Below are 12,551 nucleotides of genomic sequence, written 5' to 3'. Positions count from 1 at the left end.
GGGAATAAGCCTAGCCGCCAAGGGTAAAAGAAAGATCAGCGGCAGCGTTTACGGCTGGGGCAGAATTGCGGCGTGGGTGGCGGGGCAGGCCTACTGGCAGAATGTGCCGCCATTCTTGCGCGGGGCGAGGTCGATATGCAGGTGCCGGGCGTGGTCGGCGTCGCTGCCTGGACCGAGCACCGTCTTGAACGGCCCGCAGGCCGCCTTGCGTATAGCATCAAGGAACTTGGCATTCTTCTCCGGCGGCGCCGGCTCGACCTCGACCGACGTGCCACCGGTCAGGGTAAAACGGGCAATGTCGAGGGCGTTGCCGAAGGCATGCTCGGACAGTTTGCGGGTGCCGTTGCGCGGCCGACAGACATAGGCCGAAGCCTGCCCGACGACGGTCAGTTCCTCGCCGAGCTCGGTTCTCGCGGCAGGGGCGATGACTTCCGTGGCGAAGCGGGCGGAGGTCTCGGCGGTGGCACAGTTGATGATCGCGTCGGGCTCGATGTCGATGGACCGCGAGAGACGCTTCAGCTTGAGCGGAAAGGGCAGGACGCAACCGTCGGCGTCGCTTTGCGGCGCCTGTTCCTCGAACTCGGCGCCGAGCACCTTCAGGCGCGTGCGGCAGGCGGTCTCCTCGATCGGCATCGTAGCCGGCCGCGCGACGTAGGAACGCTTGTCGGGCAGCATCTTTGGCGCCGGCGGACCAAACGTCTCTCGCCCACGTGGTGCTTCGGGGCCATCCGGGCGCGAGGACGGAATGGGGACGGTTGTTGGTATTGCTTCAGCCTTCGACATCGCTTCAGGAATTGGCGGGCCGAACATTTCTCGGGCTCGCCGCTGGTCGGGAACGTCGGGACGCGGCTCGGGTGTGGGAACCAAAGCCTGCCCGGCTTGTGTCGACGCAGCCGGGGGCGGTTTGGGCATGGCCTGCACGGGTGCGGCCTGTGGCACCGGAGCTCGATTGGGTAGTGACGTCTTGCTTGCTTCGACCTTGCTGGCTTCGGCAAAGCCGTGCGGGGGCGCTGCGAAGGCCGCCAGCGGCAGGACAAGGATCAGGGAAAGCAGGCGGGATTTGGCTGTGTGCATCGCCGCTCAACGTTGTCGATCGTTCGCGGTTGCCGAGGGGACGCTGCCGCGCGATCAAATTCGGTGACGGCGTTGTCATCTGGCGGAAGTGTCGAGCGATGCTTCAGGCGCCCAGGGCCTCGAGGCCTTCCTCGAGCCAGTCGCCCAGCATCGGCATGCCGAGCAGGTATTTGGCGGTACGACGATTGCCGCGCTGCCGTGCCTCGGCGACCGCGTCCGCCCATTCGGCGGCGTCGTAGTCGCCGCGCCCGACCCAGGCGAGCGCCACCAGTTCGGCAGCCTGGTCGACATTGAGGTCGGCGATCAGCCCGCGTAGCTCTTTTTCGGTGAGGTTTTCCGCCTCTTCCTCGGCGAGGCCATCATGGCGATGGTTGTCGTGGGTGTCGCCGTCATATTCGACCTCGTGCTCGGCGCCGTCTTCATAGTCTTCGTTGACGCCGGCGCTGATCGCCTTGGCTTTGAGGATGAACAGCCGGACGGTGTCCGGGCCAATGGTCAGGTCCCACTCTTTTTCGCGCCGCTGCTGCACGAGCGTGCTCCTGTTGCCTTCCCCCCGGCTGATGATAGCGCATTTGGCGGCGACGTCACTGCCTCGATATTCGCGGCGGGGTTGCCGTGGTTGACATGACTTTAGGAGAGGCGGATATAGCGCGCCTTCCTCCCCCCTCCAGGCGGTATTCCCCATGGCTTTTCTGCTTTCGCCCAAGGTTCTTCCTGTGCTGATGCTGATTGCGTCCAACGTGTTCATGACCTTCGCCTGGTACGGGCACCTGAAGTTCAAGGCGGCCCCGCTCTATGCGGCGGTGATTTTCTCCTGGCTGATCGCCTTCTTCGAATACTGGCTGGCGGTGCCGGCCAACCGCATCGGCCACGAGGTCTATACGGCGGCGGAACTGAAGACGATGCAGGAGGTGATTACACTCAGCGTCTTCGTCATCTTCTCGGTCTTCTACCTCAAGGAAGGCCTCACCTGGAACCACGCCATGGGTTTCGCGCTGATCGCCGGCGGGGCAGCACTAATTTTCCGCGGCTGAGGACGAAAGAGCTCAGCCGATGCGTTTGCCTCGACGGGGGACGCATCGGTGGAGGTGGCCATGCATAGCCAATATCTGAAGCTTCTGGCCGGCGCGCTGGTGGCGCTGCCGCTGTTTGCCGTTCCCGTGATCTCCGCCGACGGAGGCGGGGGTGGAGGAGGCGGTGGTGGCGGCGGAACGGGTGGCGGCAGCGGCAGTGGCGGCGGCAGCGACCCGGTGAAATGCCGCACCGGCCTCGTCTACAACAAGAAAACCAAGAAATGCGAGCCACCCAAGGCCGGCATGATCGATGACGACAGCCTCTATCTGGCTGGGCGGGCGCTGGCCATGGACGGCCGGTACGACGACGCGATCAAGGTGCTGACGCTGGCGCACGACAAGACCGACGCCCGCATCCTCAACTATCTCGGCTATTCGCACCGCAAGGCCGGGCGCATCCTCGTCGGCATCGGCTATTACCAGGAGGCGATCCTCGACGATCCCGACTACATGCCGGTACGCGAATATATGGGCGAGGCGCATCTGACGCTCGGCGACGTTGCCGGTGCCAGGCAGCAGCTGTCGGAGATCGAGAAGCGCTGCGGCATCGACTGCCGCGAGTACGGGCTGCTGCGGGAGCAGATCGACGGTTATCTGAAGGGCTGACAGGCGTGGCCTGCCGGAGGTCGTCGCAGGCGCCGCTGCGGCGGTCAACTGTTGAACAGGCCCCCGACGCGTTCGCGAAAAGCGTCAGCGGTGTTGCGGGTGCCGAAGTCGCGGGTGTCGAAGCGTGGCGTCGCGGGCGGTCATGGTGACGCGCCAGTTGCTGGCGCCTTCCATGGCAGGGCATTTCCGGGTTTCGAACCGTTCGATCTGGTCGGGCCCGAAGAGGTGATGTCTGGCCTGACTGAACGGACGCTTCGACAATTTCGATGCGGCCGGAGCCGACTGTCCAATGGATCGCCGGCCCCGTCAGGCCGCCCCAGATCGCCGGCACGCCGACGGACCAGGCGCCGAGAATGAGGCACAGGAAGAACGGGCTCGTGGCATTGAGCGGCCAGACGCCACGGTAAAGCTCCCAGGTGGCGATGCTGACGACGAAGGCACCGATGGCGACCAGGCCGACGCGAAGGGCAGGTGCTGGTATGTCGTGCTGCAGCAGCCCGTCGCCGTCAATCTCGTCCATGCCGCAAGCCTCCGCGCGTCCACGCTAGCAGCTGGGCATGAACGGTTCGCTACGCGATTTCAGCGCGGGATGAAAAGCAGCTCGATCTGCGTTAGTCTGTCGATGGGCGCATGTTAGGAGGTAGCGATGCAGACCCGATTTGTGAAAGTGCTTGCAGGTGCAATGGTGTCGCTGCCCTTGCTGGCAGTGCCGGTGTTTTCGGCCGACAGTGGCGGAAGCAGCAGCGGTGACGAGCCGAAATGCGACAATGGCCTGGTCTACAACAAGAAGACCAAGAAATGCGAACCGCCCAAGGCCGGCATGATCGACGACGACAGCCTCTATTCGGCCGGACGTGCGCTTGCCATGGACGGCAAGTATGACGAGGCGATCAAGGTTCTGACGCTGGCCCAGGACAAGACCGACCCGCGCATCCTCAATTATCTTGGCTATTCCCACCGCAAGGCCGGCCGCGTGCTCGTCGGCCTCGGCTACTACCAGGAAGCACTGCGCAACAACCCCGACTACACGCTGGTGCGCGAATATATGGGCGAGGCGCATCTGATGCTCGGCGACGTCGCGGCCGCCCGCCTGCAGCTGTCGGAAATCGAAAAGCGCTGTGGCAAGGGTTGCCGTGAATACGGCATGCTGGAAGAGCAGATCGACGCCTATCTGCGCGCCGGCTGATTTGTGCCGATGACATGATCCAAAGGACCGGGCTTGGCCCGGTCCTTTTCCTTGACACGAATGCGGTGACGGCAGTGCAGGTCGCGCGGCCTTCATTCTGCGCAACTCCTGACTGAAAGCCGCTGCACATTTTTCCCGGAATTGCTTAGGGTTGGGCCATGAACCTCGCCCAGATCCGCTACTTCCTGACCCTTGCCGAAACATTGAACTTCACCGACGCGGCGCGATTGTGCGGTGTCGCGCAGCCGACACTGACGCGCGCGATCCAGAAGCTCGAGCATGAGCTTGGCGGCACGCTGGTCTACCGGGACGGCAAGGACACACGGCTGACTTCGCTCGGCAGCGATGTCCGTGAGGAGTTCGCGGCCATCGTCGGCGCCGAAGACAGGATCCGTGCTTCGGTCAACAGTCGCATCTCGGGCCGGCGCGAGCGCCTCAATCTGGGGATTGCGCATTCGGTGGCGCCGGCGCCAATCAGCCGGTTCATCACGCACGCGCTCGGCGAGATGCCGATGCTGGAGATCCTGCTTCATCCAATCGACGGGAAGATGGGGTCGGGACTGCTGCTGGCCGGCACGCTGGACGGCGTCTTCCTCGCCGACAAACCCGCCGACAACCCGAAGCTGTCGGTGATCGAGCTGTTCAGCGAGAGGCTGATGCTGGCTTGCGCGAGCAGCCATCGGCTGGCGAAGTTCGACATGGTTCCGCCGGAGGAAATTGGTGTCGAAAGCTATCTCGACCGGCTCGGCTGCGATTTTCGCAGCCAGGCAATCGACTATTTCATGAACGCCGAGCTGGTGATGCAGCCGCGGCTGCAGTCCGAACGCGAGGACTGGATGCAGCAGGCCGTCGCCGATGGCGCCGGCATTTGCCTGTTGCCCGAATTCTCCGCCATCGTGCCGGGGCTGGCCCTGCGCCCGGTATCGGGGCTGAATCTCGAGCGCCAGGTGTCCTTCGTTTCGGTCAGCGGATCGGGCAATGCGCCGGCACTGCGCCATCTGCGCATGATGGTCGGCTCGCATCGCTGGCCGCATTCAGCCGGTGCATCGAAACAATAGCCAACATGCATTGGCGCAGGCACCCCTCCGATACCCATCTCTGACTCATCACCGAAATGGAGGGCAGATGATGAGGGCCTACAACAAGAATCCCGACGCCGTCTCGGCACTGTCGCCGGAGCAGTATCGCGTCACCCAGAAGGATGGGACCGAGCGTCCCTTCGCCGGTGAGTACTGGGACAAAAAGGAGCCGGGCCTTTATGTCGACGTGGTTTCCGGCGAGCCGTTGTTCGCCTCCGTCGACAAGTTCGACAGCGGCAGTGGCTGGCCGAGCTTCACCAAGCCGGTCGATGCCGAAAATGTCGTCGAGATCAGCGACCGCAGTTATGGCATGGTGCGCACCGAAGTGCGCTCGACGCATGGCGACAGCCATCTCGGCCATGTCTTTCCAGATGGCCCGCGCGACGCTGGCGGCTTGCGCTATTGCATCAACTCGGCGTCGTTGCGCTTCGTGCCGGTCGACGAGCTCGAAAGCGAAGGCCTCGGGCACTATGTGAAGCTATTCGTGAACAAGGGAGACGTTGCATGACAACCGAAACTGCAATTCTGGCCGGTGGCTGCTTCTGGGGCATGCAGGACCTGATCCGTCGGCTTCCCGGCGTCGTCTCCACCCGTGTCGGCTATTCGGGCGGCGACGTCCAGAACGCGACCTATCGCAATCATGGCAGCCACGCCGAGGCGATCGAGATCGTGTTCGATACGTCGAAGACGGATTTCCGCAGCATGCTGGAGTTCTTCTTCCAGATCCATGACCCGTCGACGAAGGACCGGCAGGGCAACGACCGCGGTACGAGCTATCGCTCGGCGATCTTCTACACCTCCGAGGCGCAGAAGGAGATTGCCGAGGAGACGATCAAGGACGTCGATGCCTCCGGACTGTGGCCGGGCAAGGTGGTGACCGAGTTGGCGCCGGCCGGCGACTTCTGGCAGGCCGAGCCCGAGCACCAGGACTATCTGGAGCGCTATCCCAACGGCTACACCTGCCACTTCGTCCGCCCGGGCTGGAAGCTGCCGCGCCGGTCGAGCGCCGCCTGATCTGACGACGTCACCGCAAAGAACTGCAACCGGACGCCTTGCTGACGCAGGCGTCCGGAACGGTTTAGCGTGTCTAGGAGGATGCCATGGAACTCGGACTCCTGGGGCGTCGCGCCCCTGAGATCAGGGGCGGAAACTGGATCGACGCCGGCAGCCGCTGCGGCTTTCCGACCTGAGCGACGGCTGCAAGATACTCTACTGCTTCCAGCACTGGTGTCCCGGATGCCATGCCCGTGGATTTCCGACGCTGAAGCGGCTGGTCGAGGCATTGCCGGCCGACAAGTTCGGTTTTGCCGCCATCCAGACGGTGTTCGAGGGTGCAAGCATCAACACCGACGACAAGCCGAAGCTCGAACAGGCGCGCTACAGGCTGATGATCCCGTTCGGGCACGACGTCCCGCCGGAGGGCGAACACTATCCGACAGTCATGCAGGACTATCGTACCGGCGGCACGCCGTGGTTCATTATCATCGATCCGGCCGGCAAGGTCGTCTTCAACGACTTTCACCTTGATGCCGACCTGCTGATCTCGGCGATGAGCAGCCCGACCACCGCCTGACGCATTGAAACCACGCGGGCGCTAGAGAGATTTCGCTTTTCTTCGAAGCGCGGAATCTCTCTATCGCTTTGTTTTCCGCAATTCCGGACGGAAAACCGCTGCACACTTTTCCTTGAATTGCTTTAGTCGCCGCGCGACAGCCTGACGATCATTCCGTCGCCTTCGTCGGTCAGAAGCCAGATCGAGCCGTCGGGCGCAACGTTGACGTCGCGGATGCGACCGAAGGCGCCGTCGAGAATGCGCTCCTCGTCCAGGATGTTGCCCTTTGCGTCGCGGTCGAGGCGGCTCAAAAGCTCGAACTTCAGCGAGCCGATCAGCAGGTCGCCCTTCCATTCCGGGAACATGTCGCCCTGGTAGCTGGCGAGGCCTGAAGGCGCGATCGACGGATCCCAGTAATAGAGCGGCTGCTCGTAGCCCTTGGCCGAGGTGCCGACGCCGATCTTGGCGCCGGAATAGTCGCGGCCATAGGTGATGACTGGCCAGCCATAGTTCTTGCCGGCCTGAGGGCGGTTCAACTCGTCGCCGCCCTTGGCGCCATGCTCGACAGTGATGAGGCTGCCCAGAACGGGATCGAAGGTCGCCCCCTGCAGGTTGCGGTGGCCCTTCGACCAGATTTCGGCTGCCATGGCCTTGCCGTCGGGCGAGGGATTATCCTTGGGGATGGAGCCGTCGGCGTTGATGCGGATGACCGCGCCGGCATGGTCCTGCATGTCCTGGGCGCGATCGCCCTGGCCGCGGTCGCCGGTCGTGACGAACAATGTGTCGTCGTCATTGACGACGATGCGCGAGCCGAAATGGTGACTGGTGCCGCTCTTGCGGTTCATCGAGAATATGACCTTGACATCTTCGAGCCGCGCCTTGGCTCCGCCCCGGACTAGCTTGGCCCGGGCAAGCGCTGTGCCGGCGCCGCCGCGTCCCGGCTCGGAGAAGCTGACGAAGATCGTGCCAGACGTTGCGAAATCGCGGGCGACGGCAATGTCGAGCAGGCCGCCCTGGCCGCTTGCGGCAACCTCGGGCACACCCGACACGGGTTCGGACAAGCCGTTCTGCGACAGGATGCGGATCTGGCCCGAGCGCTCGGTGACGATTGCCTCGTTGCCGGGCAGAAAATCGAGGCCCCAAGGATGATCGAGCCCTCCGGCAATGACGTCGGCGCGCACGGTGACGGCTTCGGTGTTGAAGCTCTGGGTCTGGGCGAAGGCCGGCGAGGCGGCCAATGCGAAGATGAAAACGAAATGCGGTGTGTTGATGCTCATCTATCCGACATAGGTGCGTTGGCTGCTGCGGCAACCGCTACAGAGCATCAAAGCGCGACAGCTTCAATCACAAGCGGGTGAGGGGGCGCAGCGTCAGGTTGCGCTGCTGCAACGTCAGTGGTGGCCAACGCATTTTTTGACGTGAATTCTGCGACAGGGTTGCTATATTCAACGGAGATAGAGGTGAGACGGTTCCGTTAGCCGAGGCTGCCGGACCGTTTTCTTTTTTTGTGCCTCGCGGCAGCATAAGGCCGCGCGGCAAAGGCCAGGAGAGGTCGATTATGAACAAGGTTCCGATGACTGCGGGTGGTTTCGCTGCGCTGAAGGAAGAACTGCGCTGGCGCCAGCAGGAAGAGCGTCCGCGCATCATCGAAGCCATTGCCGAGGCACGTTCGCACGGCGACCTTTCGGAAAACGCCGAGTATCACTCGGCCAAGGAAGCGCAGAGCCTCAACGAAGGTCGCATCAACGAACTCGAGGACCTGATCGCGCGTGCCGAGGTGATCGACGTCAGCAAGCTCAATGGCGACAAGATCAAGTTCGGCGCCACCGTCGTGCTGCTCGACGAGGATACCGAAGAGGAAAAGACCTACCAGATCGTCGGCGACCAGGAAGCCGATGTGAAGTCGGGCCGCATCTCGATCTCTTCGCCCATAGCGCGCGCGCTGATCGGCAAGGAAGTGGGTGACGCCATCGAGGTCAACGCCCCGGGCGGCGCACGCGGCTATGAGATCGTCCAGGTCCAGTTCATCTGAGGCAACAGGCGGCATTGGCTGTGGCGATGCCGGATCAGACACGATGAACAAGGCAGGCAACCGCGCCGAAAACGCCGGCGCGGTCGACATGGCGCGCACCGAAGTGATCGCGCCCAATCTCAAGCAGCGGCTTTCCGGCGTCACCAGCACCATCGTGCAACTGGTGCCGGTGCAGGCGCGCAACCTCGGCATTGCCGTGTTCGGGCCTAGTCTGCCCGACAGCCTGCCCAAGATGCGCTGGTGGCAACTGCCTTGGCTGCTCAGGCGGCCTGAGACCGGGCGGCCGCGCATCTGGCACGCCAGGCGCAACACAGAGATGGTGGCAGGGCTTGTCCTGCGCCACTTCTTTCGGGCGCAGATCAGGCTGGTGTTCACCTCGGCGGCACAGCGCGACCACAGGCCCTTCACCAAATGGCTGATCCGCCAGATGGATGGCGTGATCGCGACCAGCCTAATGTCAGGGCGTTTCCTCGAGGTGCCGCACAAGGTGGTGATGCACGGGGTCGACCTCGAAAAGTTCCACCCGCCGCGCGGGCCCGACGACGCCTTTGCAGCCGCGGGGTTGCCCGGCAAATATGCCATCGGCTGCTTCGGCAGGGTCAGGCATTCGAAGGGCACCGACCTGTTCGTCGATGCGATGATTGCGTTGCTGCCGCACTATCCCGAGTGGACGGCTGTCATCACCGGGCGCATCACGGCGGAGCACAAGGGTTTCGGCGACGAGCTAAGGCAGCGGATCGCGGCAGCCGGCTTGTCGGAACGGATCCTGCTGCTCGGCGAGGTGCCCGACGTTGCCGTGTGGTACCGGCGCGTCACACTCTATGTCGCGCCGTCGCGCAATGAAGGCTTCGGGCTGACGCCGCTCGAGGCGATGGCATCGCGCACGGCTGTCGTTGCCAGCGACGCCGGCTCCTATTCGGAGATCGTGACGCGAGGCGTGACCGGCGATTTTGTTGCCGCCAATGATGGAAATGCCTTGCGCGAGGCGATCAGGCCATATCTCGCCGATCCGGCTCTTGCCGAGGCTCATGGCGCTGCCGGGCATGAAGACGTCTCCACACGCTTCCGGCTCGAAAACGAGGCGGCCGGGTTGCGCGAGATCTATGACCAGGTGTGGGCGAAGGGCTGACAGGGGCCTGGAGCCGGCTTGCCGCATTGGCCCGAGTTTCTCCGCCGATTCTAATGTAACGCCCGCTTAAATGCTTTGAATTTCTCGTATTAAGTCAGTTTTGCTTTCCGGTTCTCCACCGGAAGCTGCAACAAGGCGATTAATGCGGAAAAACACTTGGGCGCCTGAAATAATGCTGAATTCTTGATCAAGGTTGCTCTATATTGCACCGCAATGCGCCCCCGGCTTGCTGCCCGCCCTCGCTTGCCTTATGGCAACCGCGGGTCGGGGGCACGACTATGGTAGAGATCGTGCTTTGAAAATCTATTTCATCAATCTCGACCGGTCGCCAGGCCGGCTCGATTGGTTCATGGCGCAGGTCGCCGGCATGGACGTTGCAACAGTCCGTGTGCCGGCGGTCGACGCCAAACAGCTGCCCGAACGGGAGTTCGAGCGGCTGCGGTGCCTGTCCTCCGGCGTCAACTCGATGTCGCCCGCCGAGGTGGCCTGCCTGCTCAGCCACCGCAAGGCGTGGGCGCTGGTGGCCGAAGGCGATGACGACTGGGCTTTCGTCGCCGAAGACGACATCCATTTCTCCGCCGATGCCGCGAGCTTCCTGAAGTCCGACCGCTGGATTCCGGCGGGGGTGGATCTGGTCAGGGCTGAAACGGATCTGGCCCGGGCCGAATTGTCCCACAAGACCTGGGGCGAGCTTGCCGGACACGAACTGCGCAGGCTGAAATCGGCGCAACTGGGGTCGGCAGGCTACTTCGTGTCGAGGACTGCCGCGCGCCGCCTGCTCGGCTATACCGAGCGCCACTGCGAACCAGCCGACGTCATTCTTTATTCTCCGGAGCGTGGCATCCTTGATGAACTCGTGGTGCTGCAGTTGATGCCGGCGGCCTGCATTCAAGACATGTGGGCGCCGAACGCTACCGTCGGCGGCTCGCTGACGAGCCAGATTGCCCAAGACCGGCGCCAGTTTCACCGCAGCGATCCTCGTTCCGCAAGACGGCGAGGGATCGCGAAGCTCACGCATGAATTTTGGCGGGTCGGGCGCCAGCTGGCGAGTCCCTTCCGCATGGCGCTGCTGGCGACTGCCAGGCAGTCGGTGTTCAAGAAGGTGTCCATCGAATTGACGGTGCGATCTGACACGCAGCGCGCAGGGTAAGCGTACGCGGGAATGAAGATTTTTGTCATCAATCTGGACCGCGCACCGCAGCGCCTCGAGCGCATGGCGTCGCTGTTTGGCGAACTGGGGCTCGACTTCACCAGGGTGTCGGCCGTCGACGGCCGGGATCTGGCTGACCGGCAGGCTCGCAGGGGCATGTATTACGACCTGGGCAGTGGCGAGATCGGCTGCTTTCTCAGCCATATCAAGTGCTGGGACGCAGCGACGAAGGCAGACGGCGAGTACACCGCGATTTTCGAGGATGACGTCCACTTCGGAGCCGGTGCACGAGAACTGCTTGTCGACACCAGTTGGATTCCAGCCGATGCCGACGTGGTGAAGCTTGAAACCACCTTGGTGCGGACGCTGGTCGACCGCGACAGTGCTGCCCGTGCCGGCGACCGCTCGGTACGGCGCTTGCGCGATACGCATCCGGGGACGGGCGCCTACATCGTGTCGCGCGAGGGGGCGCGCAAGCTGCTCGAACTGAGCGCGGATTTCGCCGATCCGGTCGACCAGTTCATGTTCAACCCGGTCTCCGTCGCCTGGAATGCGCTGACGATATATCAGGTCGACCCGGCGATCTGTGTCCAGGAGGTGGTCGTCGGCAAGGATGGTGCCGCCGATGCCTTGGCCAGCGGGCTGAAACACGAACGGCCGGTGCAGGAAAAAGCGCGCGGCACGGAAAAGCTGATGCGGGAGATTGCCAGACCGCTTGGGCGCCTTGCCGCGTCCGTCGGCGCAGGTCTTCGGGGGCAGCGATGGGGCAAGGTGCGGTTCCGCTGACCGGCGCCGGCCACTTGTTGAGGCAGGATTTGAACGACCATCCAATGAACATCTACCTGATCAATCTGGATCGCTCGCCCGATCGCCTGCAGCGTATGGCCACGATCTTCAGCGATCTCGGCCTCGACTTCACAAGGATGCCGGCTGTCGACGGAGCGAAGCTGATTGCCGAGGGCAAACTGCACCGACCTGAGCGGGCAGGGCTGATCTACCAGCTCGGACCTGGGGAAACAGGCTGCTTTCTCAGCCACCGGGCGTGCTGGGAGGCGATCGCCAACGCCGAGCAGAACCATGGGGCGGTCTTCGAGGACGACGTCCATTTCGGATCCGGCCTCGCCGAATTGCTGAGCAACGATGCCTGGATTCCTGGCGATGCCGACGTGGTGAAGCTGGAGACCACCAGGGTGCATGCCCTCCTCGACAGAACGGGCAACAAGCTTGCCCTGGGACGTTCTCTCAAGAGGCTTCGGTCAACACATACTGGTGCAAGCGGCTACATCTTGTCGAAGTCGGCCGCTCGGAAGCTCATTGCTTTGAGTGAGGATTTTGTCGATCCGGTCGATCAATTCATGTTCAATCCGGCTTGTACGGCTTGGGCTGATCTTACGATCTACCAGTTGACGCCAGCAATCTGCATTCAGGATATGCTGGTTGGAGCAGGGAGCCAGGTTGTCGGTTTCCAAAGTACTCTCGAAGATGAGCGGCCCGAACTCAAGAGCCAAAAAGAGCGGCTGAGCAAGCCGCTAAGAGAAATCATGAGACCCTTACGGCAGGCGTGGATGTTCTTGAACTCGCGCTTGCGCGGCCTTGAGAGGATCAGGGTTCCTTTTTCCTGAGTTTTGTTTACCCCTGTGGTCGGCTACAGGTCATTTTTGCAGATACTG

Annotated in this window: 15 protein-coding genes; 12 read left to right on the top strand and 3 right to left on the bottom strand. The window is 62.9% G+C overall.

The genetic code is table 11. From position 1 onward, the window contains the following. Positions 1-90: 90 nt before the first annotated feature. Positions 91-675, bottom strand: a complete 585-nt coding sequence (locus Amn_RS20010) for an extensin-like domain-containing protein (RefSeq protein WP_246670736.1) — start codon at positions 673-675, stop codon at positions 91-93. A gap of 502 nt (positions 676-1,177) precedes the next feature. Next, entirely contained in the window at positions 1,178-1,603 is a 426-nt protein-coding gene (locus tag Amn_RS20005) for a DUF3775 domain-containing protein (protein ID WP_067959620.1), read from the bottom strand. 154 nt (positions 1,604-1,757) lie between these two features. On the opposite strand from Amn_RS20005, the gene Amn_RS20000 reads away from it, so the two are divergent. The 7 genes from Amn_RS20000 (at position 1,758) to Amn_RS19970 (ending at position 6,591) form a co-directional block, all read left to right on the top strand. Continuing rightward, positions 1,758-2,108, top strand: a complete 351-nt coding sequence (locus Amn_RS20000; RefSeq protein WP_067959623.1) for a DMT family protein — start codon at positions 1,758-1,760, stop codon at positions 2,106-2,108. Between the two features lie 60 nt (positions 2,109-2,168). After that, the gene (locus Amn_RS19995) at positions 2,169-2,753 is read left to right on the top strand and encodes a tetratricopeptide repeat protein (protein WP_067959626.1); all 585 of its coding nucleotides are present in this window, start codon (positions 2,169-2,171) and stop codon (positions 2,751-2,753) included. 646 nt (positions 2,754-3,399) lie between these two features. Beyond that, positions 3,400-3,939, top strand: a complete 540-nt coding sequence (locus Amn_RS19990) for a tetratricopeptide repeat protein (RefSeq protein WP_154384810.1) — start codon at positions 3,400-3,402, stop codon at positions 3,937-3,939. A 158-nt stretch (positions 3,940-4,097) separates the two neighbouring features. Beyond that, positions 4,098-4,997, top strand: a complete 900-nt coding sequence (locus Amn_RS19985; RefSeq protein WP_154384811.1) for a LysR family transcriptional regulator — start codon at positions 4,098-4,100, stop codon at positions 4,995-4,997. Between the two features lie 70 nt (positions 4,998-5,067). After that, positions 5,068-5,526 (top strand): peptide-methionine (R)-S-oxide reductase MsrB, encoded by a 459-nt coding sequence (gene msrB / locus Amn_RS19980; protein WP_286291070.1) that lies wholly within the window; start codon positions 5,068-5,070, stop codon positions 5,524-5,526. Next, entirely contained in the window at positions 5,523-6,032 is a 510-nt protein-coding gene (gene msrA / locus Amn_RS19975; protein ID WP_067959640.1) for a peptide-methionine (S)-S-oxide reductase MsrA, read from the top strand. Before msrB ends, msrA begins: the two co-directional genes overlap by 4 nt. Positions 6,033-6,300: 268 nt before the next feature. Next, positions 6,301-6,591: a peroxiredoxin family protein gene (locus Amn_RS19970; RefSeq protein WP_286291065.1), complete on the top strand. Its 291-nt coding sequence runs from the start codon at positions 6,301-6,303 to the stop codon at positions 6,589-6,591. A 122-nt stretch (positions 6,592-6,713) separates the two neighbouring features. On the opposite strand, the gene Amn_RS19965 is transcribed toward Amn_RS19970, so the two are convergent. Beyond that, complete coding sequence (locus tag Amn_RS19965) at positions 6,714-7,847, bottom strand: PQQ-dependent sugar dehydrogenase (protein WP_286291062.1); 1,134 nt, start codon at positions 7,845-7,847, stop codon at positions 6,714-6,716. 281 nt (positions 7,848-8,128) lie between these two features. Between Amn_RS19965 and greA the strand changes: the two genes are divergently transcribed. From greA to Amn_RS19940, 5 genes are all read left to right on the top strand, one after another. Continuing rightward, positions 8,129-8,602: a transcription elongation factor GreA gene (gene greA, locus Amn_RS19960; RefSeq protein ID WP_115731214.1), complete on the top strand. Its 474-nt coding sequence runs from the start codon at positions 8,129-8,131 to the stop codon at positions 8,600-8,602. Between the two features lie 43 nt (positions 8,603-8,645). Further along, positions 8,646-9,731 carry a glycosyltransferase family 4 protein gene (locus tag Amn_RS19955; RefSeq protein WP_502874732.1) on the top strand — a complete coding sequence of 362 codons (1,086 nt, stop codon included), beginning with the start codon at positions 8,646-8,648 and terminating at the stop codon, positions 9,729-9,731. A gap of 295 nt (positions 9,732-10,026) precedes the next feature. After that, complete coding sequence (locus Amn_RS19950) at positions 10,027-10,881, top strand: glycosyltransferase family 25 protein (protein ID WP_286291060.1); 855 nt, start codon at positions 10,027-10,029, stop codon at positions 10,879-10,881. Positions 10,882-10,893: 12 nt separating this feature from the next. Further along, positions 10,894-11,667 carry a glycosyltransferase family 25 protein gene (locus Amn_RS19945; RefSeq protein WP_286291058.1) on the top strand — a complete coding sequence of 258 codons (774 nt, stop codon included), beginning with the start codon at positions 10,894-10,896 and terminating at the stop codon, positions 11,665-11,667. Positions 11,668-11,711: 44 nt separating this feature from the next. Further along, positions 11,712-12,503 (top strand): glycosyltransferase family 25 protein, encoded by a 792-nt coding sequence (locus Amn_RS19940; RefSeq protein WP_182573288.1) that lies wholly within the window; start codon positions 11,712-11,714, stop codon positions 12,501-12,503. The last annotated feature ends 48 nt before the right edge of the window (positions 12,504-12,551 follow it).

Source organism: Aminobacter sp. Y103A (assembly GCF_030294925.1).
Taxonomy (GTDB): Bacteria; Pseudomonadota; Alphaproteobacteria; order Rhizobiales; family Rhizobiaceae; genus Aminobacter; species Aminobacter ciceronei.
The sequence above is the reverse complement of the archived record's forward strand: the minus strand, read 5'-3'. Positions and strand labels throughout refer to the sequence as shown.

Coding starts and splice junctions, on each gene's coding strand:
- Amn_RS20010 (WP_246670736.1), bottom strand. CDS start 675: ATGCTGCCCGACAAGCGTTCCTACGTCGCGCGGCCGGCTACGATGCCG.
- Amn_RS20000 (WP_067959623.1), top strand. CDS start 1,758: ATGGCTTTTCTGCTTTCGCCCAAGGTTCTTCCTGTGCTGATGCTGATT.
- Amn_RS19995 (WP_067959626.1), top strand. CDS start 2,169: ATGCATAGCCAATATCTGAAGCTTCTGGCCGGCGCGCTGGTGGCGCTG.
- Amn_RS19990 (WP_154384810.1), top strand. CDS start 3,400: ATGCAGACCCGATTTGTGAAAGTGCTTGCAGGTGCAATGGTGTCGCTG.
- Amn_RS19985 (WP_154384811.1), top strand. CDS start 4,098: ATGAACCTCGCCCAGATCCGCTACTTCCTGACCCTTGCCGAAACATTG.
- msrB (WP_286291070.1), top strand. CDS start 5,068: ATGAGGGCCTACAACAAGAATCCCGACGCCGTCTCGGCACTGTCGCCG.
- msrA (WP_067959640.1), top strand. CDS start 5,523: ATGACAACCGAAACTGCAATTCTGGCCGGTGGCTGCTTCTGGGGCATG.
- Amn_RS19965 (WP_286291062.1), bottom strand. CDS start 7,847: ATGAGCATCAACACACCGCATTTCGTTTTCATCTTCGCATTGGCCGCC.
- greA (WP_115731214.1), top strand. CDS start 8,129: ATGAACAAGGTTCCGATGACTGCGGGTGGTTTCGCTGCGCTGAAGGAA.
- Amn_RS19955 (WP_502874732.1), top strand. CDS start 8,646: ATGAACAAGGCAGGCAACCGCGCCGAAAACGCCGGCGCGGTCGACATG.
- Amn_RS19945 (WP_286291058.1), top strand. CDS start 10,894: ATGAAGATTTTTGTCATCAATCTGGACCGCGCACCGCAGCGCCTCGAG.
- Amn_RS19940 (WP_182573288.1), top strand. CDS start 11,712: ATGAACATCTACCTGATCAATCTGGATCGCTCGCCCGATCGCCTGCAG.